This window comes from Bacillus sp. hwrm1, assembly GCF_040207805.1.
GTDB classification, from domain to species: domain Bacteria; phylum Bacillota; class Bacilli; order Bacillales; family Bacillaceae; genus Bacillus; species Bacillus velezensis.
Genome location: NZ_CP157943.1, coordinates 1,166,084 through 1,190,123, shown reverse-complemented (window position 1 = coordinate 1,190,123; position 24,040 = coordinate 1,166,084). Strand labels below are relative to the sequence as shown.

Here is a 24,040-nt window from a genome sequence, read left to right as displayed (position 1 = left end):
ATCAATTCCCTCCCAGCCGGTATAATACGTCATTCCATTTCAGCTCTTTTTTCAGCTCATGTATTTCGGTATTGCGGGAAATAAAGATGCTTTCAATGCCTGCCATCTCAGCCCAGTCAAGCATCTGTTCAGCCGTAAGCCGGAAGGACATACAAGTATGGTGGGCGCCTCCCGCCAAAATCCATGCTTCTGCAGCTGTTTTCAGCGATGGCTCCGGCTTCCACAGCACCCGCGCCACAGGGAGATTCGGCATATCATGATCAATTTCCCTGCCTTCCGCTTCATTCAGAATGAGACGGAATCGCCCGCCGATATCAATGATGCTGGCGATGATGGCTGAACCGCCGATTCCGTTAAAGACCAACCGGGCCGGATCTTCCTTCCCTCCGATTGAGAGAGGATGGACTTCGATTTTCGGCTGATCAAGGGCGATCGTCGGACATACTTCAAGCATATGTGATCCGAGAATCATCGCACGCCCCGGTTCAAAATGGTACGTATAATCTTCCATGAAGGAGGTTTGTTCTCCGTCCGCCATTATTTTCATCATTCGCACAAGGGCAGCCGTTTTCCAATCGCCTTCGCCGGCAAATCCGTACCCTTTCTCCATGAGACGCTGAACGGCAAGACCCGGAAGCTGCTTCATTCCGTGCAAAACTTCAAAGGAGGTCGAAAACGCTGTATATCCGCCCCGTTCGAGAAAGGCCGTTAATCCGAGTTCAATTTTCGCCTGTTCTTTAATGGAAGCAACTTTTGCTTCATCCCGTTTTGTTTCGCCGCTGATGACATACAATTTGTCGTATTCCTCATAAAGCGCCTCAATTTCTGTGTCGGTGACGTTGTTCATCACCTCGGTAAGATCGCCGATTCCGTACCCGTCAACCTGCCAGCCGAATTGGATGTGGGCGCCGACTTTGTCTCCGTCAGTAACCGCCACATTCCGCATATTGTCGCCGAACCGGGCTACTTTAATATTCCTGCTTTCATTCCAGGCTGCAGCAGTGTTCATCCATTGCGAAATGTCATGTTTGACTTCCTCATCATCCCAATAGCCTGCGATGACTTTTCTCGTCTGCCCCATTCTTGACTGGATATACCCGTATTCCCGGTCTCCATGAGCGGATTGGTTGCTGTTCATAAAGTCCATATCAATCGTTTCCCACGGGATGTCGCGGTGATATTGAGTATGCAGATGAAGCATCGGCTTTTGAAAAGCGGAAAGACCTTCAATCCACATTTTCGCAGGGGAAAATGTATGCATCCATGTCACGACCCCGGCACAGTTTTCTTGATACTGCGCTTCCCGCAAAACCTCTCTGATCGTTTCAGATGACGTGACAACCGGTTTATGCCTGATCTTGTATCTTGATGACACCCCGCTGAGGCCGTCACATATTCCCTTTGCGTGTTTATCGACAAGCTGCAGCGTTTCCTCTCCGTATAAGTGCTGGCTTCCCGTTACAAACCAAAATTCATATTCTTTGTTCTGAAGCACATTCATTTCCCCTTCCTATCAAAATAAAGCGCTTGCATTTTTGAAAAATATACGTACGAATATAAACCAAAAAACTTTTATCCTTTTATTTGTACGAACAATTTTATTATAGTTAAGGAGGAATCAAACTGTCAATCTTTTATTGCAAGTAAAAAAGCCGGACACACATGCCCGGCTGATCAATTAATAGGAAGGCCAGCCTGAACTCCAATCGATATCATTGATGAGCATCTTCGGAATTCCGCTGTTTTCGGCATCATACGCATGACGCACTAAAATATTCCCGTTCACAATGTCTTGACCGCCCGGGCCTTTCCAGCGGTCATTGCCGGAGTCAAGAATCGTCCCTCCGCCTTCTGACATGCTTTTCCCGCTTTTATCGAGATATGGGCCGGTGATGCTTTTGGATCTTCCATAAGCGATTTTGTACGTACTATTCACGCCTGAACAGCATTTATCAAACGACACCATTAAGTAATAGTAGCCGTTCTGGTAGGTGATGGCCGGCGCTTCCAAAGCTCCGCCGTTATTCGGTCTGGCAGCGATGGAATAAAGTGACCCCGTCGGTTTCATGGTATTTTTATCAAGCTTTGTCAGCTTAATGCCGCTCCAAAAAGAACCGAAGGCAAGCCAAGGGTTTCCGTCTTTATCAATTGTCAGCTCCGGATCAATTGCATTGTAGTTATCGGCGCTTGTTGAACGGATAACGAGCCCTTCGTCCTTCCAGTTTCCCGAACTGAGGCTTGTAGATGATGCAAGACCGATCGCGGAGGTATTTTTGCCGAATGAAGAAACGGCATAATACAGCCAATACTTTCCGTTAAAATATTGAACATCGGGGGCCCATTGATTCAGCCCGTAATTCGGCACATAATTGCCCCACCATGACAGCGGGGAAGTAAAGATTGATTTCTGAACGGTCCATACGCCGCCGCTGCCCGCCTTTAAGACGCGAAGCCCCCTCTCCCCTTCCAAACCGGTTCCGAAAGCGTACCACGTGTTTCCTTCCTTCGCCATTGTCGGATCGTGCAGCAATTCATTTGATGCCCCCCAAAACGCGGCAGATGCCGGAGATGAAGACATCAGCAGCAGACCGGCTGTAACGGCTGCGCATGAAAAGCGGATCATGCGTCTGAATCTGTTTTTCATTTGTAAACCCTCCCCTTTTTTAAAGCGCTTTCAAAAACGTGTTGTCAGATTTTTCTATGTCTTCTCTTATTGTAGACGCAGGGCTCATATTTGTACAGACAAAAAAAAGAATCTGCTTAAAAAAGCAGATTCTTCCGTATCTTTATTGATAAGTAATACGGTCAACCGTTTCCCGGTCTAATTTTTTAATCACTTCTGTGATCAATTTTACCGTATTCTCATAATCATCCCGATGCAAAATAGCGGCATGAGTGTGAATGTAGCGCGTCGCGATCGTAATGGACAGCGCCGGCACTCCGTTTGCGGTTAAATGAATGGAACCTGAATCCGTGCCCCCTCCGGCAATGGAATCGAATTGATAAGGAATTCCCGCTTCTTCCGCCGTGTTCACGACAAGGTCGCGCAGCCCTTTGTGAGATACCATTGACGCGTCATACAGAATAATTTGCGGCCCTTCGCCGATTTTGCTTTGTGCCTCTTTTTCAGAAATTCCCGGTGTATCTCCGGCAATTCCGACATCCACACCGAACGCGATATCAGGCTGAATCGTATGTGCCGCTGTTTTCGCCCCGCGAAGCCCGACTTCTTCCTGAACCGTTCCGACCCCGTATACTTCATTCGGATGATCGCTGTTTTTCAGATTTTTTAATACATCGATGGCAATCGCGCAGCCGATACGGTTGTCCCATGCCTTTGCCAATAAATGCTTTTCATTGTTCATCACTGTAAATTCAAAATACGGCACAATCTGGTCACCCGGAAGAACGCCCCATTCCATTGCTTCTTCACGGCTGGACGCCCCGATATCGATGAACATCTCTTTAATATCGGCGGCTTTTTTTCTGGCGTCAGGAGGCAGAATGTGAGGCGGTTTCGAACCGATGATCCCCGTGATGTCCCCTTTTTTTGTCACGACGGTGACGCGCTGGGCCAGCATGACCTGAGACCACCAGCCGCCGACGGTTTGAAAGCGGAGAAAGCCTTTATCAGTGATTTGCGTCACCATAAAACCGACTTCGTCTAAATGCCCTGAGATCATGATTTTCGGACCGTTTTCTTTGCCGGTTTTTTTGGCGATTAAGCTTCCCAGCCGGTCTGTTGTGACATCGTCAGCAAATGGTTCTATGTATGATTTCATCACTTGTCTTACTTCTCTCTCATTTCCCGGTATCCCTTTTGCATCCGTTAACGCTTTCAGCATGGTGAGCGTTTCATCTAATTTTGTCATCAATAAACCTCCTTTTTTTCACTACCCTTCTTATTATACAAAACCAATGCTGAAGCATACGATTAATTCGCCTGAAAAACGGGTAAATGTTTTTATCTATTTCTTTTAAAAAAATGAAACTTTTTGTTTTGTTTTTCGTATTACATCAGATCATGACAAAGGTGAGGAGGTGCCTTCACACATATGGCCATTACAGTATTAAGGATTGTCTTGCTTGCACTTCTTATTTATTTTATTTACATGGGCGTCAAATTCTACGCAAACCCGAAAAGAAGGCTCAGACTGGCGCAATCAAAAGAGAATTTTTATTTTATTGACGAACAGAAAAACACGCGAAAAAATCTCCAGCTTACTTATAAAGGAGTGCTCTTTGAAGGAGAAAAGCATATCCCTTCCAAAGATCATCCGCTGTTTATTCATACGATATTTGTATGGACCGAAAATCCGGAAAAGCTGAACCGCTTTTCTGCAGGTGATTTTGAAGAAGTCGAAAAAAAGGTATTGGAGCGGTATCCGAATTGCAAGATTGATTGGGACCAGCCCATCAAAAAAGCGAAAAAAGCAGGCGAGCGATAAGCTCTCCTGCTTTTTATTCTTTATACACCAAATACATCAGCACAAGGGCGGCTTCAGTGAGAAAAAGCAGCGGCACCCCGTATAAAAAGGATTTGTGTTTCGTTTTATGCCTGAAGGTGCGCATGCCGATCCATACGCCGAGTGAGCCGAACATGGCGGCTGTGAGCCATATTCGTTTCTCTGATATTCTCCACCTGTGCGCCTTTGCTCTTCTTTTATCAGCGCCCATGATCCAAAAGCCGTATCCGTTTATCAATACGGCGTAAATGAAGAGAGCCATTGATTGTCACCCTTTACGTAAAAAAACCGCTCCCGGAAAGAGAGCGGCTTTTTCAACTTACTTGTCTAACTGAGCTTTAGCAGCATCAGCAAGCTGATTGAAAGCAGTAAGATCGTTTACAGCAAGATCAGCAAGCATTTTGCGGTTTACTTCGATGCCTGAAAGCTTAAGACCGTGCATTAAACGGCTGTAAGAAAGACCGTTCATACGTGCAGCAGCGTTGATACGAGTGATCCAAAGCTTACGGAAATCACGTTTTTTCTGACGGCGGTCACGGAATGCATAGTTTCCTGATTTCATGACCTGCTGGTTTGCTACTTTGTATAATCTATGTTTTGAACCGAAATAACCTTTTGCTAATTTAAGAACCTTTTTACGACGCTGACGCGACACAGTTCCGCCTTTTACTCTTGGCATTATATTTCCCTCCTAATTGTTCCTTGTCCGATTACTTGATGTTGGCAAGCTGTTGTTTGATGCGTTTGAAGTCTCCTGCGCTCACAATAGCACCCTTGCGAAGCTTACGCTTTTGCTTTTGGGATTTGTTGGCGAATAAGTGACTTGTATATGCATGAGAACGTTTTAACTTCCCAGAACCTGTCTTTTTAAAACGTTTAGCAGATCCGCGGTGAGTTTTCATTTTTGGCATGGGATTTCCTCCTTATTGCTTTTCGTTTTTCGGCGCAAGCATTAAGAACATGCTGCGGCCGTCCATTTTTGGTTTTGTTTCGACTGTCGCAACTTCCGCACATGCTTCAGAGAAACGGTCCAATACGCGCTGGCCGATTTCTTTATGAGTGATTGCGCGCCCTTTAAAGCGGATAGAAGCTTTCACTTTATCGCCTTTTTCAAGGAATTTAATCGCATTGCGCAATTTCGTGTTAAAGTCATGCTCATCGATCGTCGGACTTAATCTAACTTCTTTTAAGTTAATGATTTTTTGATTTTTGCGTGCTTCTTTGTCCTTTTTCTGCTGCTCGAATCTGAACTTACCGTAGTCCATGATGCGGCAGACAGGCGGTTTTGCATTTGCTGCAACTAACACAAGGTCAAGATTTGCGCGGCCGGCGATTTCAAGTGCTTCCTGACGGGACTTGATGCCGAGCTGATCGCCATTTTGTCCGATCAGACGAACTTCACGTGCACGGATACCCTCATTAACCAATTGATCTTTGCTAATAATGAGCCACCTCCATAGTTTCTTCGAATTGATTCACAACGCTTTTTGACTGCATTCTGCAGGCAAACAAAAAGTGCGGGCATGACAACACACCCACACTACGAACATCTGCATAAATAAAAATGTACGGTCAACCTGCCAACTACATGAATGTGTCAATCAGGTGAGAAGCGGGTGCCTCTGCTTGTGATTTATATTCAATTCATAACTATTCTACACAATACCGGATCATTAGTCAAGAATGACTTCTCCGGATCAACTTTTTCATTTTAACACGATGCCGGGGCGAGCGCAAGGAAAAATGTGAAATTTCGTTCTTTGCCGCACGCGGACGTGCCAACACAATAAAAAAACCCGGGTCTATGGCCGGGTTTATCCTCCGATGAGCTGAACGAATACCGGAATGACCAGCACCGTCACCACTCCTACGACGACAACCGCGATACTTGCCATTGCCGCTTCTACTTCCCCCATCTCAATACCGACCGCAACACCGAGTGCGTGTCCTGATGTGCCGAGAGCCAGTCCCTTAGAGATTGGGTGTTTCACTTTAAACAATTTTAAGAATAGAGCGCCCAGAGCATAGACGATAACGGCGTTGAAAATAACGGCGAAAGCGGTGATGTCGGTGATGCCGCCGATTCCTTTTGACAGCGGAAGGGCAATTGCCGTTGTCGCCGCCTGCGGAAGCATGCTTTTCATAACGGCCGCGTCAAGATGAATGCCTTTTGCGATCAAATAGACAATCGTGACTGAGCAGATAGAGCCGACAATGATAGAAGACATGATCTGCCACCAGTATTTTTTCAGTTTGTCACGCTGTTTGTATAAAGGGATCGCAAAAGCGATCGTCGCGGGCTCCAGGAAGAATTTAATAATGTCTCCCCCGCTTTTATAATCTTCATATGAAAAACCGCCGAGCTTCAGAAAAAGGATTCCAAGCACCATCGCGACAAACAGCGGGGTGAAGAGGAAAAAGCCTCTCGTTTTTTTAAATAAATACGTGCCGATGCCAAAGGCCGCAAGTGAAACGACAATACCGAAATATGGACTCATCCGATTTCCCTCCTAATGCTGCACAAGTTCTTTTTCCTGATTGGAACGGCGCACCGTTTGTTTTTCAGGGGCTGCCTTCTGACGTTTTTGGCTGACAGACAAGATCAGCTGAGAAAAAAGGCCCGTGGCCCCTAACAGAATGATGGTGGCGAGTAAGATGACGAGTGCGATCTGCACGCCGTACTGCTGCATGACGCCAAGTGAATTCATCACGGAGATGCCCGACGGGACAAATAAAAATCCGATCAGTGACGTTAATGATGTTCCCAGCGTTTCTACTTGTTCAAGCTTAATCACTTTCAGGCATAAGAGGACAAATAATAACACCAAACCTACTACGGAAGCGGGTATAGGAATGGGGACAATCGCTGCAATCCCATTAGATATGAGCATAATTACGGCAAAAACAAATGCTTGTGTCAGAAATCCGTACACTTTTTTCGCACTCATTTTCTTCACCTCTTTCTCTTTGTTAGGTCCATTATAAAAGAGAAATCGCCTTTTAAAGCGCTTTCATAACAAACGGCTGAATATTCATTCTGAAATGCAAAAAACGGCTGCTGAAATGCAAAAGCCGCCTCATATAATATGAAGCAGCTTTTTTAAGTCCTTGGCGTATGTACGGCTGACGGGAATTTTAGAGCCGTCTTTTAAGATAAGATTGTACGTCGAATTAAACCACGGATGAATTTCTGTAATATGCTCCGTATTCACGATGAACGCGCGGTGCACTCTCAAGAAACCCGTATCAGGCAGTTTTTTCTCAATGACCGCCAAAGTTTCGTGAACGGAATAAGACGCGGCAAACGTTTTAACGGAAACGTGTCCGTCCTCCATGCCGGCGAAAATAATGTCCTTCGTATCTAAAATGACAATAGATTCACCGGCTGATACAGCCAGTTTATGCGCTCCGGCTGCGGACGGCTGCTCTGAGACGGCTCCTGCCCTGTCCCGCTTCACTCTTTTAAACTTTCTGATCGTCTGGCGCACTCTTTCTTCATCAAAAGGCTTCGTTAAATAATCGAGCGCGTCGACTTCAAAGGCTTTTAAAGCAAATTGGTCATACGCCGTCGCAAAAACGACGGCCGGCGGATTTTTCATGTTTTTCAGCCGTTTGGCAATGTCAAATCCGTTTTCTCCTGACAAATCAACGTCCAAAAACAGCAGATCCGGTTTTTGATCCATCATACTGTCAAAAGCGGATTCAATATTTTCAGCTTCGTTTATGTCACTTACTTCATTCGTCCGTTTCAGCAAATAAGCTAATTCATCTCTTGCCAGCATTTCATCATCAACGATTAACACCTTCAGCATGTTCTTCTCCTTTAGTCATCAGTTTCAAAGGCAGCTCAAATGATACGTCCGTACCTTTGCCGGCCTCACTTTCCAATCGCAGGGCTGCTTTGGGGCCGAACAGCCCGATCAGCCGCTGATTTAAATTGTAAAGCGCGGTTCCCGTCCCTTCTTTAGACGGCAGCGGACGGTTTCCGAGCACGGACAGCAATTCCGGATCAATTCCCCGCCCGTTATCTCCAACCCGCATTAAAACCGACTGACCGGCGGATACCACGCTGACATTGACGGCACAGCTGTCCTGCTTTCTTGAAAATGCATGGCGGAGCGCATTTTCGACGAGAATCTGCAGCACAAAAGGAGGAATTTCGATGTCCTCCAAACCGCGTTCGATTTCAAGACTGATTTTATATTTCCCGGGAAAACGGGCCTGCTCCAATGATAAATACGCCTGCAGATGGTTCAGTTCTTTAGAAAGCGGGATGAGCAGCTGCCTTGCCCCCTGCAGATTGGAACGGAAATAGACGCTCAGCTGCAGCAGAAGCTTTCGGGTTTTTTCCACATCCGTACGGCAAAGAGCAGAAATCGTATTGATCGCATTAAACAGAAAATGCGGATTGACCTGTGCCTGAAGCGCCTTTATTTCTGCGTCTTTCAGCAATTTGCTCTGCAGTTCCGCCTCGCCGAGTTCAAGCTGGGTGGAAAACAGCATGGCGAGTCCTTCTGCAAGCTCTTCTTCAACCCGGCTTAAACCTGACGGGCTTTTAAAGTACATTTTCAACGTCCCGATCGTTTTGCCGTTTGACGTCAGCGGCAATACGATCGCCGCATGCAGCGGACAGGGATCGTGCGTGCATTCAATTTCTTCCTTTGATGTCGCTTTCATAATATGACCCGTTTTAATGACGCGTTTTGACAATCCGGTGATCAGGCTTTCAGACGGAATATGATGGTCGGCACCCGCGCCGACGTGCGCCAAAATCTTTTCGTTATCCGTAAGCGATACCGCGTCCGTTCCTGTTTGCCTGTGAATGATGGCGGCGACGCTTTTGCATGAGCTTTCATTCAGCCCCTGGCGGAAAAACGGAAGCGTCTGGTCGGCAATCATCAGCACCCTGTGGGTTTCAAGGGCTCTCGCCCGTTCTTCCTTCCGGATAATCGACTGAATGATCGAAAGAAAAATAAAAGTCCCTGACCCGTTTACCAATATCATCGGGATGCCGATGATGCTCACAAGCGTCCAAGCATCAGAAAACGGCTTGGCCATCAAGAGGATGAGCAGCATTTGCAGCGATTCCATTCCGAGTCCGACAAGCGCGGCCACCCGCGGTGTCGGCATCGCATAGCGTTTTCTGAAATACCGTCCGATCCAGCCGGACAAAATGCCCGCTAAAACGGATGAGACGGCACAGCTGACTGCCGTCGCGCCGCCGAGTGATAAACGATGCAGGCCGGCCAGTATGCCGACGCCGATTCCCACATACGGGCCGCCTAAGAGTCCGCCGATTTCAACGCCCATAATTCTTGTATTGGCAATTGAACCGGACGGATTAATTTGAAACACCCAGTCATTATTCATGATTGTATTCCGCTGAATTTCTATTCCCGTATAGTTGCTGATGATACTGAACAGCGAGAAAATTGAAATCAGCACCGCTTTGCCTTTATAGCTCTCAGGCTGCTGGAGCGCCTGTCTGAACAATCTGGTATGAGCCAGAACAAATCCCAATATGACGATAATTCCGACTCTTTCCAGCATCATGATGATCAAATGCAGCATACTTTTCACCTGTTCTTTCAAATTGTATTTTATCACGTTTTAGAGCCTGAGACAGAATCTGACACAAACCTGCCTGTTTTTTTCAAATCATCTGAAAACATCTTTCACAGTCTATGTATCTATTGTAGAATAAACGGGAGCCTTGCGGCAGAGAGTTTCAGAATATAACAAAGAGGAGAAGATCATGAAAGCCGTATTTTTTGATTTGGACGATACACTGTTATGGGATGAAAAAAGCGTCAGAACAACATTCAGGGAAACATGTTTACAAGCGGAAAAAAAATATGGCCTTGACCCGCATACATTTGAAGAGGCGGTTCGGAAAGCGGCACGGGAATTGTATATGTCATACGAAACCTATCCTTATACGGTCATGATCGGCATTAATCCGTTTGAAGGATTGTGGGCGAATTTTTCCGAGCCGGTCAGCGAAGGATTTAAACAGCTGAATCGGATTGCGCCGGAATACAGACGAAACGCCTGGACGAACGGCTTAAAAAGCGTCGGTATAGACGATGCGGCTTACGGCGAATATTTGGCGGAGTTTTTCGCGGCGGAACGCAGACAGCGTCCGTATGTGTATGATGAAACGTTTGCGGTGCTTGATAAGCTGAAAGGTGTTTATGAATTGCTTCTGCTGACAAACGGCGATCCCAGCCTGCAGAAAGAAAAACTCGCCGGCGTTCCTGAGCTCGCGCCTTATTTTAATGAAATCGTCATCTCAGGCGCTTTCGGAAAAGGGAAACCCGATGCCTCCATATTCGAACATTGCCTCGGCCTCCTGAACCTGAAAAAAGAAGACGCCATGATGGTCGGAGATAACCTCAATACTGATATATTGGGAGCGAAACGGGCAGGCATTACGACAGTCTGGGTTAACCGGACGCAAAAGAAAAATGATACGGACATTGCGCCTGATTACGTGATCAGCGATCTTCACGAGCTGTTTGCGATTATAGAGAAACAAAAAGAAAGATAATTTTATACGCTAAAAAACCCCATTCTGAATGAACGGGGTTTTTGTATTTCCGGTTATTTTTTCGCTTCGGCTACAGCCTTTTTCACAAAATCGTCCAATGAGACGGTTTCTGATTTCTGCTCGCCGTATTTCCGGACGTTTACCGCGCCGTTTTCCGCTTCTTGGTCACCGACCACAAGCATGTACGGGATTTTTTGCATTTGCGCTTCACGGATTTTATAGCCGATTTTTTCGTCCCGGCTGTCAAGCTCGACACGCAGGCCTTCGCGCTGCAGGCGCTCCTGCACTTTTTTCGCGTAGTCAAGATGCACGGACGGTGATACAGGAATGACTTGGAATTGCACCGGCGCAAGCCATGTCGGAAGGGCGCCCTTGTGCTCTTCGATTAAGAAAGCAACGAAACGCTCCATCGTTGACACGACGCCGCGGTGAATAACGACAGGGCGGTGCTGTTTGCCGTCTTCTCCGACGTAAGTGAGATCAAAGCGTTCCGGAAGAAGGAAGTCAAGCTGTACAGTTGACAATGTCTCTTCTTTGCCGATCGCCGTTTTCACCTGCACGTCAAGCTTAGGGCCGTAAAACGCCGCTTCGCCTTCCGCTTCATAATAGTCGTGCCCCATCTCATCCATTGCCGCCTTCAGCATGGATTGCGCTTTGTTCCACATCTCATCATCATCAAAATATTTTTCCGTATCTTCAGGATCGCGGTAAGACAGGCGGAATGTGTAATCATTCAGGCCGAAGTCTTCGTATACGTCTTGAATCAAACGGACCGTGCGGATGAATTCTTCTTTAATCTGATCAGGGCGGACGAAAATGTGCGCGTCATTTAACGTCATGCCGCGTACGCGCTGAAGACCTGAAAGCGCCCCGGACATTTCGTATCGGTGCATCGTTCCGAGCTCTGCAATCCGGATCGGAAGCTCGCGGTAGCTGTGAATGTCCTGCTTGTAAATCATCATATGGTGAGGACAGTTCATCGGACGGAGCACGAGTGTTTCATTGTCCATTTCCATCGGCGGGAACATTGTATCCTGATAATGATCCCAGTGCCCTGATGTTTCGTACAGGTCTTTGCTTCCGAGGACAGGCGTATAGACGTGCTCATAACCGAGGCTCAGCTCTTTATCCACAATGTAGCGCTCGATCACGCGGCGGATGGTCGCGCCTTTCGGCAGCCAGAGCGGCAGACCTTGTCCGACTTTTTGAGAGTTGGCAAACAATTTTAATTCTTTGCCCAGTTTTCGGTGGTCACGCTCTTTCGCTTCTTCAAGCATGCGCAAATGCTCTTTCAAGTCATCCTTTTTAAAGAAAGCCGTGCCGTAAATGCGCTGAAGCATTTGGTTTTTGCTGTCGCCGCGCCAGTATGCGCCCGCAAGGCTCAGCAGCTTAAATTCTTTAATTTTGCCTGTAGACGGCACGTGCACGCCGCGGCACAGGTCAAAAAATTCGCCCTGCTCATAAATAGAGACCGTTTCGTCTTCAGGGATGGCATCCAGCAGTTCAAGCTTCAGATTATCGCCGATTTCCGCAAACATGGCTTTTGCTTCATCACGGCTCACTTCTTTTCGGATAATCGGCAGATTTTCACCGACGATGCGTTTCATTTCTTTTTCAATCTTCGGAAGGTCATCCGGCGTCAGCGCCTGCTCCATTTCAATGTCATAATAGAACCCGTTTTCAATGACGGGGCCGACTCCGAATTTCACATCTTTATAAATGCGTTTAATCGCCTGGGCCAATAAATGCGCCGTGCTGTGCCGCATGATGTTCAAACCTTCTTCTGTGCCTTCTGTAATGATTTCTACGGCACCGTCCTCTTGAATCGGCGTTCTTAAATCAATTTCCTGTCCGTTCAGTTTTCCGGCTAAAGACTTTTTCTTTAATCCCGGGCTGATGGATGCCGCGATATCTTCTGTTGTTGTTCCTTTCGGAAATTCCTTTACCGCTCCGTCCGGAAATGTGATGTTGATCATATCTGACATCTTCGTCACTCCTTTTTTTATGCAAATCAAAAACCCCGCCCCCTATGAAAGGGACGAGGTTAAATAAACGGAATCGTGGTTCCACCCTTTTTTCCGCGCGGCCGATTGTTTCGGCACCTGCGGCTCTAAACTCTGTAACGGGAGTTCCCGTCAGCTATTACTGGCGCTTCTTCCGGCGTTCACAGCTGAAGTTCAAAGGCGGTAAAGACAATGATCCATAGCTGGAAAGCTTTCAGCCTGGGCTCTCCTCTCTTATAAAGCCGGTATCAATGCTTCATGTCCTTATCAATACGTGTAGCAATCATTAATCTTTTATGTATTATAAAATGTCTGCGAGAAAAATGCAACTCGGTTTTCCGTCTGATTTCGCACAGACAGCCCTGCCGCTTACGCAAGGCCGTCCGTACGGCTATCCTTCCGTCTTCTCGGCTGCAAACGCGCCCAGCGGAAAAAGGCGCACCCTCTCCTGAAACACGTTTTGAATCGTTCTGGACATCATATGCTCCGGTTTGTCCGTATACAGTTCTACCGTCTCAGGCGCAATGGAGATCAGCGGCGCAAGGAGATGGGAATCTATATACATCGGGTGCTCCCGCACAAACCGTCTGTCTATGTATTTTTTCTGTTCCCGTTCTGACAAATAGCGCAGCTCCCACAGCGTAAAAGCCCGGTCATGTACGATGCGGACTTTCTTCATCCGCGGCGGATTGGATGTCACATAATCTCTCAGAGACTGGATAAAGTTTTGATATTCCTGTTCCATCCGATATTCATCTATCGCAGCCTCCGCGTATTCTCTGAGCCGCTCATAATACCTGCTGAGCCGGAACGTCTGAAACGAACGCACGGAAAAAACACCCGCATCAAGTGAAATCGTCCGGAGCGCATCTGAAATAAACTGTGTGCGCGGCTCTTTCTTCGGCTCGAACGGATGATCATCAAGCTCTCCTTCCATAATGCTGTGTGCAAGCTGAAGGATTTGCTGCTGTTCATCCTGATCGGTGAAGCAGTATGCATCCTCAATAAGCGAAAGCATATGCTCGTCTTCTTTGCATTCCAAAAAAAACCTGACAAGTATCGGCTCAATAAAGCGCTGAACGCAAAAAGCCGTTTCAGACCTTGCGATTCCGACTTTTTTTATGCCTTCACGGACAATAAAATGTCTCCGGTCGTCCGATTGCTGAATGAGATGTAAAAAAGCGGCGGTATCGTGGTCATCTTCAAAGATCACTTCAAGCATATTTGTCCCCCCTTACGGCATCTGTTACAAGTATATGGGGGATGTTTTTAAAATAGACGTAAAGGTTAGCTTTCACCGCCGAACAAATGGCGCACCTTCTTTTTAAATATAACGGGAAGCGATAAAAATACGATGTAAAGACAGATCACGCCGAGTACGGTCAGCACATTTCCGGACATAAAGCTCGCGCCGAGCACATTCAGGACGATCGTCCCCGGAATGATGCCCGCTGCGGTCGCCAAAAAATACGTCATCGGCCTGACTTTCGATAGGCCCGCGGCATAGCTGATCACATCAAAGTTAACAGGCAGAATACGCAGGATAAAAATATAAAAGAAGCCATTGGTTTTCATCTGCTTTTGAATGGCTTTCATTTTTCCATGACGGCTTTTCTCATTAAAGGCAAACAGCCCCGCCGCAAAAAAAGACGCGGCGGCAGCGCCCATTGAGCCCGCCAGCGTATACACGGTGCCGAAAAGCGGGCCGAACGCCAATCCTCCGGCGACGGAAACGATTGATACGGGAAACAGCACAAAAGGCCTGACGATGGAAATTCCGATAAACACAAGCGGCGCAAAAACACCGAACGATAACACCCACAGCCGTATCTCCTTAGGCGACAGATTCAGATATTTGCGGTTTGCCCACAGCAAAAGGCCCGCTCCCGCCGCAGCCGCAGCCCAAGTGACAGCCTTCTTATTCCTCATTCCCTCAAATCCTTCCCATTGGACGCCGGCATCATGAACGGCGGCGGTTTTCCCCGTCAAGACGGACGGGCGAAGCCAAATATAAAATCCGCTCCATCAGTCTTGCCGCTTTTACTTCTTCCTTTTCTCCCCGCTGTGAATACGTAAAATGATGCTTCAGCTCGTCAGGTGAAAAATTAGACGAGAAGAAAGTGGGAAGCTGCTGGCTCATTCTGTGCTGAAGCACGGTGCCGATGACCTCATCTCTGACCCAGCTTGTCATTGACTCCGCTCCGATGTCATCAAGCATCAGTACGGGCGTCGTTTTCACCATATTCAGTTTCGCCTCCAACGACTGATCCTGGAGCGAGTTTTTCAGCTCTCTGACAAATTCGGGAACATATACGATCATTGATGAATACTCTTTTTCCGCCAGTTCGTTAGCAATGGCGGCTAAAATAAATGTCTTTCCGATTCCGAATTTTCCGTACAGATACAGCCCTTTGCCTTTTCCCGTTTCATTATAGCTCTTCAGAAAATCCGTCACATGCTGGAAAATGCCGACTCTGCTCGGATCGGTAATGTCGATCTGCTGAAACGTCGCGCCGAGAAGATCCTGCTGGATATACATGCTCTTCATCAGGGACTTTTGCCTTTTCTGGCGGTCGAGCTTTCTCTTTTCCGGACATTCGTAATATTCAATATCGATGGAACGCCCGTTGATCACAAGCTTCGGATGATAGCCTTCAAGCAGGCTGTTCGTCCGGCTGTCTTTCGAACAGAAGGCGCACTGTTTGCTTTGCTGAACGAATTCGTACAGTTTATTTAACCCTCTGTCAATCATGCTTTGATTGATTACATCTTTCTGTTCCTTCAAAAAAGCCTGGACGTCTTCGTCGGCCATGACTTGCTGCTGCATTCGTTCCAGGCGTTTTTGAAAGTCAGGTCTTTTCGTCACGCCTTCTAAGGATCGGCTGATCGGTTCCATTCAATATCACCCCGCTTCTCTGTCTCAATAGGCAGAGTATTTTTTCAGTTTTTTCATTTCTTCCATCATTTTTTTCTTCTGTTCTTCAAGATCCTGCGCGGAAAGAGCCGGCTGTTCTTGTTTCTTTCCGGTTTTTTCTTCTTTCATCCAATCAGGGCGCTTTTCTTCCCGGACGGTTTTTTTGCCGCGCGCCGCGCCGTTTGTTTTGCCGTCCGCCCAATCAAGATATTGCCTGTGCTCTTCTATTGCGAGTTTCATTGCTTCCCGTACCGTTTTGACTTTCTTTCTGGCCCAGTGGGCGGCGATTTTTTGGATATAGTTTTTGGACAGCTTCATATCCGTTTTCAGCATGACATAATAAATCAGCACATTGGTGACGCCGGGCTCAAGCTTTTGTTCGAACATAATATCGGCGATAATCTGCAAGTCGGCTTTTGACGGCTCGGTCCCGTCCGCAATGTCCTGAAGAAGCTTTCTCGGTGATATGGTCTCAAGCTGTGCGATGAGTTCGCCGTTCAATGAATCGTCCTTTTCCGTCCGGTTTTCTCTCAAGGTGACAGGCTGTGTTTTATCAATCAGTTCCGGAAGCTTACCGCTTCTTTCAATTTGGTACCAGTCGCTGGCCGCTTTCCTCAGCGCTTCGGCCGTTATCGTATCCTGTTCATTAATTGCGGTCATGACGACGTGCTGCATGGAGATAGGATCTATTCCGTATAAATATGAAAGCTTTTTAATGCTCTCCCGCACGTCCTGCGTGATTGATTTACGCGGTATCATCGTTTCTGACAGTCCCGCCATGAAAAGCTCAAAATCAAATACTTCCTCCGTCACCGTATAGGAAGGCGCTTGTCCGACAGACGCCGTCTCATAGGCCTCGGGGAGCTTCATCGCCTCTTCCATATCAGGCGTCATTTTCCATTCACTCGGCTGAAAAGAGGCAAAAGCGTGATTAAACGGACGGGTAATTTCCCTTGCGCCCGCGCCGACGGAAGGGTGCGTGTAAAATTGTCTCAGCTGCTGGTATTTCGTTTTACCGACTCTGTTATAAAGAAAGACATTCAGCATGCCGTCTTCAAAAAAATCATTCGGTCTGAGCGGGGGCAGCAGCTCATAAATAAACATCCGCTCTTTCTGCTCGGACTCCCGGATATACACTTTCAGCAGCCCGATTCCTTCAAGCTTTCCCTGTTCATGATGAATCTTTTTTAAATTTGACTGCATCATGCCCATCAGCTGCCTGTGCGTGGATTCCGCTCCCCACAAGCGGTTCTGCTCAAGCTCCCCCCATAAGGTCATATAAAGGGAGAATGCAAAAGAACCGATCAGCGGCTGGTACAGATGTGTCAAAACCTGTCTGTCGACATCCTGAAGAAGCGAACGGCTTTTGACCGTATAAGGATCTACAGGTAATACGTCATTCCAATAGTCAGCCATGATTCTCAAACCTTCCGATATGTTTCTACTCTCATTTTACACCGTTTCTGCGATCTATCAAATGCCAATTTTGCTCATGAGAAAAGAGCCAGACACAATCTCTTAGCTCTCTCAGCGTTCTTTCTTTATTAAATCTTTCAATTCATCGATAAACACGTTTATATCCTTAAACTGCCGGTAGACGGAGGCAAAGCGGACATAAGACACCTCATCGATTTTCGCCAGACGGTCCATTACCATTTCTCCGACAAGTTCGCTTTTGACTTCAGATACACCTTGGTTTCTCAGCTCTTTTTCAATGTCAAAGCACATGTCTTCCAATGTTTTTAAAGGAACGGGCCTTTTTTCACAAGCTTTAATTAACCCGCGCAGCATTTTTTCACGGCTGAATTCTTCCCGGACGCCTTCTTTTTTCACGACGATCAGAGGCATCTCTTCAAACTTCTCAAATGTAGTGAAGCGGTAATGGCAGGCTTCGCATTCCCGCCTTCTGCGGATTGATTTCCCTTCGTCCGCAGGCCGTGAATCAAGTACGCGGGAACCGTTGTGCTGGCATGAAGGACATTTCAAATTGGATCAGCTCCCATCTGTTTCGTTGCTGTAATGCGGTTCGCAAGCTTCCGGTAAATGCCCGCCAACGTTTCTAGGATGAGCCTATTTGTTGGGAGAGCCGATAGACCGGCCTTATCTTTTCTATTTTACAAAAAAAATGCTTAAAGAAAAAGCAATGCTGTTTTTTTACATTAGAAAAGGAGCATCAGCTTCAAAGCGCGTAATGGCTTTTTCAGCTTAGCTCCCTTGTGTTTGCGTTTTGAAAATTACAGTACTTTCGCTTGTGCCTGTTTAATCTGTACAGGCCCCATTCCTCGCGGTATTTCAATGTTTTCTCTTGTATCTGCATGTAATGCGTCCGCAATGTAATCCGCAGCCACATTAGGATCCAGGTCTCCACAAGTATAAACATCAATGCTTGCATATCCGTGTTCAGGAAAACTGTGAATCGTTAAATGTGACTCAGAGATAATAACGACTCCGCTTACGCCTTGCGGTGCAAATTTGTGAAATGCGACCTCGCGCACTTCAGCTCCTGATTTCAAAGCAGCATTTACAAACGTTTTTTCAATAAAATCCATGTCATTGAGCTTATCAAAATCGCATCCCCACAGCTCGGAGATGACGTGACGCCCCATTGTTTCCATAATCATGGACCCCCCTTAACAAGAATTAAAAAAGTGAATTTCCGAGAACTGACCCGGCCATTTACCACGGGGGAAAGTTAGTCCGGAGAGGTCCTAACCCTTTAAGTAATTCCGAAGCAGTCACGAGCAAGAAGTTCACGAAAGATAGTATACTGTGTTTAAGTTTATTTTGCAAGGTGTGTTTTTTGCGAATATGCCGTTAAGGGTTTTTTTCTAACAAATGTCCATGATCTTTAGTCTACACAGCTGACGGGTGTTTCATTCGCGCGGCGACGTGACGGATAAGATCAACGACCCGGCAGGAATATCCCCATTCATTGTCATACCAGGCGAGCACCTTTACTTTTCGGTCTTCCATCACCATCGTTGTCAGACCGTCGATGATCGCAGAGTGTGAATTCGTATTATAATCCGAAGAAACGAGCGGCTCATCCGAATAATCAAGAATTCCGTACATCGACGTTTTTGCGGCTCTTTGGAAAGCGGCGTTTACTTGCTCGGCCGACACATCTGTTTTCAGATCGCAGACAAGGTCCACTAATGACACATTCGGAACGGGAACACGCAAAGCGAGACCGTGAAGTTTTCCTTTCAAATGAGGCAGCACGAGCGACAGCGCTTTGGCGGCGCCTGTAGAAGTCGGAATGATGGATTCTCCGCACGCTCTCGCCCTCCGCAGATCTTTATGCGGATTGTCGATATTTTTTTGATCATTCGTGTAAGCGTGAACAGTCGTCATCAGGCCGCTTTCAATCCCGAATTCCTGATCAAGCACTTTGACGACCGGCGCAAGACAGTTTGTCGTGCAGGATGCATTTGAAATAATGACATGTTCATCGGGATTGAACTGCTCTTCATTTACTCCCATGACAATGGTAACGTCTTCATTTTTGCCCGGAGCCGTTAAAATGACTTTTTTCGCCCCTGCTTCAATATGGCTCATCGCTTTTTCTTTTGAATTAAATTTCCCCGTTGCCTCTACGACGATGTCTATTCCGCATTCTTTCCACGGAAGCTCTCTCGGGTCCCGGCGGTTGAACAGCATAATATGTTTTCCGTTGACGATCAGGCTGTCGTCGGAGGTCTCAACTTCTTGATCATATTTGCCGTGAATTGTGTCATACTTTATCAAATGAGCAAGCGTTTCCGGGGGATAGCTTGCATTAATGGCTGTTATTTGAATTTGATCATCTTCCATTGCTTTTCTGAACACCATTCTTCCGATTCTTCCAAACCCGTTGATTGCTACTTTTACCTTCATGCTCAGGTCACCCCTTTTTAATATGCCACTCTAATTTACCTTTATTTATATATAGTATAACACATTAAAAGAAATCCGCCAGTACAACTTGATAAAAATCCACCCTTATACCGATCAATATGTTGTTCAATCGGTTTTTTTGCATATAAAATGATCTTTCTTCCATAAAAAAAGCAGGATCAGCGTCTCAGGCTGCCTGCTTTTTTCTTATATTTGTCCCGGTTCTTTAAATTTGTCATTTAAAATGCTGTCCTCTAAAACGGAAGACACCTCGCCGTACCGTTTAGCAATATGCATCGCGCCCCAGTCGCACAGCGCGTTTAAAATTCTTTCCAGACTGTGCCCGTATTCACTCAGCTCGTATTCCACTTTCGGCGGCACCTGATTGTACACGATCCGGTTGATGACGCCGTCAGCTTCCAGCTCCCGCAATTGCTGTGTCAGCATCTTCTGGGTGATGTCCGGCATAAGCCGCTTCAATTCGCTTGTCCGTTTTTTCCCGCGCATGAGGTGGCAGAGGATCACACACTTCCATTTTCCGCCGATCACTTCAAGCGCCGCCTCTACGGATATATTGTATTTTTTCTTCAGCAACGGTAATTCCTCCTCATCTATAGGAACTAAAAAGTGCCTATGGCACTTAAAAGTACGTTCTTTTCAATGACACTTCTATCGATCATAATGACATTTGCCGGCTGAAAAGGAATGTACTCTTATACTTATATCGTTTACCCGGCATCATTTCAACCATACATTATCGTTCAAGGAGGAAAACAGATGTCTTCACATCGCCAAAGCTATTTACCAGCGCTGCTGGCATTAGCCGTCAGCGCTTTTGCGATCGGCACAACCGAATTTATCAGCGTCGGGCTGCTGCCGCTTATATCTCAAGATCTGCATATACCTGTGACAACGGCGGGACTTACCGTTTCCATGTATGCTCTGGGCGTGACATTCGGCGCGCCGGTTTTAACGTCTCTCACATCCGGCATGTCGCGGAAAACGCTGCTGCTCTGGGTGATGTTAATTTTTATCGCCGGAAATACACTCGCAGCGAGCGCTTCCTCAATCGGCGTCTTACTGGCGGCACGGGTTATTTCGGCTTTTTCCCACGGCATTTTCATGTCAATCGGGGCAACAATCGCCGCCAATATCGTGCCGGAGCATAAAAGAGCAAGCGCGATTTCCATCATGTTCACGGGGCTGACGGTGGCTACGGTGACCGGCGTTCCGTTCGGCACCTATCTCGGCCAGCAATTCGGATGGAGAATCGCATTTGCCGTCATTGTGGCGGTAGGAATCATCGCATTCCTCACAAACGCGCTCCTCGTTCCGTCGCATTTGCGCAAAGGGACGAAAACCGCATTTTCCGAGCAGGTCAAACTCGTCACAAACGGCCGGTTATTGCTTTTATTTATCATTACCGCGTTAGGCTACGGCGGAACGTTTGTCGTGTTTACGTATTTATCTCCGCTTCTTCAGGAGGTAACCGGTTTTCAGAAAGAAACCGTCGCGGCCATCCTGCTCGTTTACGGAATTGCGATTGCCATCGGAAACATGATTGGCGGCCGTTTATCAAACCGAAATCCGCTGAAAGCCTTGTTTTATATGTTCATTGTCCAGGCTGCTGTGCTGTTTGTTCTGACTTTTACCGCACCGTTTAAAACAGCCGGGCTGATCACCATTATTTTCATGGGGCTGTTGGCGTTTATGAATGTGCCGGGGCTTCAGGTATATGTTGTGATGCTGAGTGAACGTTTTGCGCCAAGCGCCGTTGATACAGCATCAGCCTTAAATATCGCGGCATTTAATGCCGGAATCGCGATCGGCTCATTTGCCGGCGGAATCATTACAGACTCAATCGGAATCATTCATACCGCTTGGATCGGGGCGCTGATGGTGCTCAGCGCGGTCGTATTAACCGGATGGAGCAGGAAGCTTGAAAAGCGGGATCGCACTGCCCTTGAAAGGAGGTGAGTTTTTCTTCAGCGCATTTTGATTGTTTCAACAGACAACTAATAGGAGGAATATATACATGACAACACATTTACAAGCAAAAGCAACATTGCATAACGGAGTAGAGATGCCTTGGTTCGGCATCGGAGTTTTCAAAGTAGAGGAAGGCGCGGAACTCGTCAACGCGGTGAAAACGGCATTGGTGCACGGCTATCGCAGCGTTGATACCGCCGCGATTTACGGAAATGAAGAAGGTGTCGGCGAAGGCATCCGCCAAGGGCTGCAAGAAGCGGGATTAAAACGTGAAGACATTTTTGTCACGTCAAAAGTATGGAATGCCGATTTAGGATATGAAGAAACGTTAAAAGCGTTTGACACAAGCTTAGAAAAACTCGGTTTAGATTATTTGGATTTATATTTGATCCATTGGCCTGTCGAAGGAAAGTACATCGATGCGTGGCGGGCGCTCGAAACCCTCTACCGGGATGGACGCATTAAGGCGATCGGGGTCAGCAATTTCCAAATTCACCATCTGAAACATCTCATGAAAGAGACGGAAATCAAGCCGATGATCAACCAGGTGGAGTACCATCCTCGTCTGACACAGAAAGAACTGCTTACTTTCTGCACTGAACAAGGCATTCAGCTTGAAGCGTGGTCGCCATTGATGCAAGGTCAGCTGCTTGATCACACCGTCTTACAGGAAATCGCTGAGAAGTACGGCAAATCAGCCGCTCAAGTGATTTTGCGCTGGGATTTGCAGAACGGTGTCATCACCATTCCGAAATCAACTAAAAAACACCGTATTGAAGAAAATGCAAATGTCTTTGATTTCGAACTGTCAGCTGACGATATGAAGCGGATTGATGATCTGAACGAAAACCTCCGTGTCGGTCCGGACCCTGACAATTTTGATTTTTAACCAGAAAAACACCGTTCGGCTTTCCGAACGGTGTTTGTTTATGCCCAGCCGCTCAATACTTCCTCAAGCTGGTGCTTTGTATATTCAAGACTGCCGCTGTTATCAATGACGGCGTCAGCTTTTTTTGTTTTATCCGCTAAAGGCATTTGCGACGTTATCCGGCTCATCGCTTCTTCTTCTGTAAGGGAATTCCGCTCTATCAGCCGTTTAAGCTGAATGTCTGCCGGTACGGTGACGACGAGCACCTTGCCGACAAGATAATCAAGCCCGCTTTCATACAAAAGCGGTATATCCAAAACGACGAACTGCTCTTTTCGCGCAACGGCTTCATCCCGCTGTTTCAGCATTTCCGCACGCACCGCCGGATGAACGATCTGATTCAGCTTCAGACGCTTCTGTTCGTCAGTGAAAACGATAGAACCGAGTTTTTTTCTGTCAATACCGCCATTTTCCAGCAGGATGTCTTTTCCGAATGCCTCCACAATTTGTCCGTAAGCCGGCATTCCTTTTTCCACCGCCTGTTTTGCGATGACATCCGCATCAATGACTGTTATTTTTTTGTCGATCAGCATACGCGCTACCGTGCTTTTGCCGCTTGCGATGCCTCCCGTTAAACCGATGACCAAGCTCAAAAAGCCCACTCCTTCTTACATTTTCCAAATCCCGATGATAATCAGCAGGACTCCCGGCAAAAATGTCATTTTATCTATCCAATTCCATCTTGAAAGCAAATGCCCCGCGTTTATGCCGAGTGAAACAAACAGCGAGCTCATCAGCCCGACAGTCACGCTCATCATAACCGGAGAAAAGCCGAGAATGGCCGCTCCCAGCCCGGCGCCAAACGCGTCAATGGATAAGGCGATACCGAGCAGAAGCGCCTCGACTCCATTAATGGTTCCGGATTGATCAATATCGGCGCTGGTCGGTTTTTTCAAAATATGAATGACGATGCCAAGCGATTTCACTTCAAGATTAAGTAACGTTTTTTCATGCAATAAGTAATCCGGCTCTTTAGCCGGTTTGAAAAATTGCCAGATGACCCATGCCCCGATTCCGATTAAGATCAGTCCGCCCAGTTTTTCCGTGACGGATACGGGAAAAATCTTTGTCAGAAAATGGCCGATCAGCATGGATATAAACATCACAGAGGCTGAACAGCAAGCGATCACGGCAATCGCTTTGAACGGGATTTTCATTTTTCTCAAACCATACGTAAACCCGACTGAAAAACTGTCCAAGCTGACAGCAAAAGCCAAAAGCAGCAAAGAAACAATCTCCATATCCGTTTCTCCCTTTCTCTTGATCGGCAATTGTGACATATGCCTATTGGGTGAATCACAATATATATATGGA

Annotated in this window: 26 protein-coding genes and 1 other annotated feature; of the genes, 4 read left to right on the top strand and 22 right to left on the bottom strand. The window is 46.9% G+C overall.

Translation table 11 applies throughout. The features are described 5' to 3' along the window. Position 1 precedes the first annotated feature (1 nt). The 3 genes from araA to ABK447_RS06180 form a co-directional block, all read right to left on the bottom strand. Positions 2–1,495, bottom strand: coding sequence for an L-arabinose isomerase (araA, locus tag ABK447_RS06190; RefSeq protein ID WP_032871715.1), 1,494 nt, complete (start codon positions 1,493–1,495; stop codon positions 2–4). Between the two features lie 183 nt (positions 1,496–1,678). After that, the gene (locus ABK447_RS06185) at positions 1,679–2,644 is read right to left on the bottom strand and encodes a glycoside hydrolase family 43 protein (RefSeq protein WP_012118149.1); all 966 of its coding nucleotides are present in this window, start codon (positions 2,642–2,644) and stop codon (positions 1,679–1,681) included. A gap of 142 nt (positions 2,645–2,786) precedes the next feature. Further along, on the bottom strand, positions 2,787–3,872 hold the full coding sequence (locus ABK447_RS06180; RefSeq protein ID WP_007408096.1) for a M42 family metallopeptidase: 1,086 nt from the start codon (positions 3,870–3,872) through the stop codon (positions 2,787–2,789). 183 nt (positions 3,873–4,055) lie between these two features. Here ABK447_RS06180 and ABK447_RS06175 point away from each other — a divergent pair, with 183 nt between their 5' ends. Continuing rightward, positions 4,056–4,448, top strand: coding sequence for a hypothetical protein (locus ABK447_RS06175; protein WP_007408095.1), 393 nt, complete (start codon positions 4,056–4,058; stop codon positions 4,446–4,448). A gap of 13 nt (positions 4,449–4,461) precedes the next feature. Here ABK447_RS06175 and ABK447_RS06170 read toward each other — a convergent pair whose 3' ends face one another. The 8 genes from ABK447_RS06170 to ABK447_RS06135 form a co-directional block, all read right to left on the bottom strand. Further along, complete coding sequence (locus ABK447_RS06170; protein ID WP_015240352.1) at positions 4,462–4,728, bottom strand: DUF1294 domain-containing protein; 267 nt, start codon at positions 4,726–4,728, stop codon at positions 4,462–4,464. 57 nt (positions 4,729–4,785) lie between these two features. After that, entirely contained in the window at positions 4,786–5,145 is a 360-nt protein-coding gene (rplT, locus tag ABK447_RS06165; RefSeq protein WP_007613019.1) for a 50S ribosomal protein L20, read from the bottom strand. 31 nt (positions 5,146–5,176) lie between these two features. Continuing rightward, complete coding sequence (gene rpmI, locus ABK447_RS06160) at positions 5,177–5,377, bottom strand: 50S ribosomal protein L35 (RefSeq protein WP_003152493.1); 201 nt, start codon at positions 5,375–5,377, stop codon at positions 5,177–5,179. A gap of 12 nt (positions 5,378–5,389) precedes the next feature. Then, on the bottom strand, positions 5,390–5,911 hold the full coding sequence (infC, locus tag ABK447_RS06155; RefSeq protein ID WP_071543361.1) for a translation initiation factor IF-3: 522 nt from the start codon (positions 5,909–5,911) through the stop codon (positions 5,390–5,392). Between the two features lie 58 nt (positions 5,912–5,969). Beyond that, positions 5,970–6,100, bottom strand: a sequence feature (ribosomal protein L20 leader region). 180 nt (positions 6,101–6,280) lie between these two features. Beyond that, entirely contained in the window at positions 6,281–6,964 is a 684-nt protein-coding gene (gene lrgB, locus ABK447_RS06150; RefSeq protein WP_007408093.1) for an antiholin-like protein LrgB, read from the bottom strand. Between the two features lie 12 nt (positions 6,965–6,976). After that, positions 6,977–7,414 carry an antiholin-like murein hydrolase modulator LrgA gene (gene lrgA / locus ABK447_RS06145; protein WP_099320060.1) on the bottom strand — a complete coding sequence of 146 codons (438 nt, stop codon included), beginning with the start codon at positions 7,412–7,414 and terminating at the stop codon, positions 6,977–6,979. A gap of 129 nt (positions 7,415–7,543) precedes the next feature. Further along, complete coding sequence (locus ABK447_RS06140; RefSeq protein WP_007408091.1) at positions 7,544–8,278, bottom strand: LytTR family DNA-binding domain-containing protein; 735 nt, start codon at positions 8,276–8,278, stop codon at positions 7,544–7,546. Continuing rightward, positions 8,256–10,037 (bottom strand): sensor histidine kinase, encoded by a 1,782-nt coding sequence (locus ABK447_RS06135; protein ID WP_007408090.1) that lies wholly within the window; start codon positions 10,035–10,037, stop codon positions 8,256–8,258. The genes ABK447_RS06140 and ABK447_RS06135 overlap by 23 nt, the downstream gene beginning before the upstream one ends. A gap of 184 nt (positions 10,038–10,221) precedes the next feature. Here ABK447_RS06135 and ABK447_RS06130 point away from each other — a divergent pair, with 184 nt between their 5' ends. Further along, entirely contained in the window at positions 10,222–11,016 is a 795-nt protein-coding gene (locus ABK447_RS06130; protein ID WP_061046572.1) for an HAD family hydrolase, read from the top strand. Positions 11,017–11,069: 53 nt separating this feature from the next. Here the strand turns inward: ABK447_RS06130 and thrS are convergent, their stop codons facing one another. The 9 genes from thrS to ABK447_RS06085 form a co-directional block, all read right to left on the bottom strand. Beyond that, positions 11,070–13,001 carry a threonine--tRNA ligase gene (gene thrS / locus ABK447_RS06125; RefSeq protein ID WP_043021587.1) on the bottom strand — a complete coding sequence of 644 codons (1,932 nt, stop codon included), beginning with the start codon at positions 12,999–13,001 and terminating at the stop codon, positions 11,070–11,072. 409 nt (positions 13,002–13,410) lie between these two features. Continuing rightward, the gene (ytxC, locus tag ABK447_RS06120) at positions 13,411–14,241 is read right to left on the bottom strand and encodes a putative sporulation protein YtxC (protein ID WP_033574195.1); all 831 of its coding nucleotides are present in this window, start codon (positions 14,239–14,241) and stop codon (positions 13,411–13,413) included. A gap of 65 nt (positions 14,242–14,306) precedes the next feature. Next, complete coding sequence (locus ABK447_RS06115; RefSeq protein WP_061046955.1) at positions 14,307–14,948, bottom strand: TVP38/TMEM64 family protein; 642 nt, start codon at positions 14,946–14,948, stop codon at positions 14,307–14,309. A 31-nt stretch (positions 14,949–14,979) separates the two neighbouring features. Then, positions 14,980–15,915 (bottom strand): primosomal protein DnaI, encoded by a 936-nt coding sequence (gene dnaI, locus ABK447_RS06110; protein ID WP_012118157.1) that lies wholly within the window; start codon positions 15,913–15,915, stop codon positions 14,980–14,982. A 24-nt stretch (positions 15,916–15,939) separates the two neighbouring features. After that, positions 15,940–17,349: a replication initiation and membrane attachment family protein gene (locus ABK447_RS06105; RefSeq protein ID WP_061046571.1), complete on the bottom strand. Its 1,410-nt coding sequence runs from the start codon at positions 17,347–17,349 to the stop codon at positions 15,940–15,942. A 111-nt stretch (positions 17,350–17,460) separates the two neighbouring features. After that, on the bottom strand, positions 17,461–17,919 hold the full coding sequence (nrdR, locus tag ABK447_RS06100; RefSeq protein WP_003152473.1) for a transcriptional regulator NrdR: 459 nt from the start codon (positions 17,917–17,919) through the stop codon (positions 17,461–17,463). A gap of 248 nt (positions 17,920–18,167) precedes the next feature. Beyond that, positions 18,168–18,548, bottom strand: coding sequence for an adenosylmethionine decarboxylase (gene speD / locus ABK447_RS06095; protein ID WP_003152471.1), 381 nt, complete (start codon positions 18,546–18,548; stop codon positions 18,168–18,170). 238 nt (positions 18,549–18,786) lie between these two features. Beyond that, the gene (locus ABK447_RS06090; protein ID WP_007408083.1) at positions 18,787–19,809 is read right to left on the bottom strand and encodes a glyceraldehyde-3-phosphate dehydrogenase; all 1,023 of its coding nucleotides are present in this window, start codon (positions 19,807–19,809) and stop codon (positions 18,787–18,789) included. Between the two features lie 207 nt (positions 19,810–20,016). Continuing rightward, on the bottom strand, positions 20,017–20,403 hold the full coding sequence (locus ABK447_RS06085) for a helix-turn-helix domain-containing protein (RefSeq protein ID WP_003152469.1): 387 nt from the start codon (positions 20,401–20,403) through the stop codon (positions 20,017–20,019). A 183-nt stretch (positions 20,404–20,586) separates the two neighbouring features. Here ABK447_RS06085 and ABK447_RS06080 point away from each other — a divergent pair, with 183 nt between their 5' ends. Together ABK447_RS06080 and ABK447_RS06075 are read left to right on the top strand one after the other, a co-directional pair. Further along, positions 20,587–21,786, top strand: coding sequence for an MFS transporter (locus ABK447_RS06080; protein WP_038464123.1), 1,200 nt, complete (start codon positions 20,587–20,589; stop codon positions 21,784–21,786). 58 nt (positions 21,787–21,844) lie between these two features. Next, positions 21,845–22,687: an aldo/keto reductase gene (locus ABK447_RS06075; protein ID WP_038464125.1), complete on the top strand. Its 843-nt coding sequence runs from the start codon at positions 21,845–21,847 to the stop codon at positions 22,685–22,687. Positions 22,688–22,725: 38 nt separating this feature from the next. Here ABK447_RS06075 and coaE read toward each other — a convergent pair whose 3' ends face one another. Together coaE and ytaF are read right to left on the bottom strand one after the other, a co-directional pair. Then, a complete protein-coding gene (gene coaE / locus ABK447_RS06070; RefSeq protein ID WP_038464128.1) occupies positions 22,726–23,319 on the bottom strand; it encodes a dephospho-CoA kinase in 594 nt (197 codons plus the stop codon). Positions 23,320–23,334: 15 nt separating this feature from the next. After that, positions 23,335–23,967, bottom strand: a complete 633-nt coding sequence (gene ytaF, locus ABK447_RS06065) for a sporulation membrane protein YtaF (protein ID WP_003152461.1) — start codon at positions 23,965–23,967, stop codon at positions 23,335–23,337. Between the last annotated feature and the right edge of the window lie 73 nt (positions 23,968–24,040).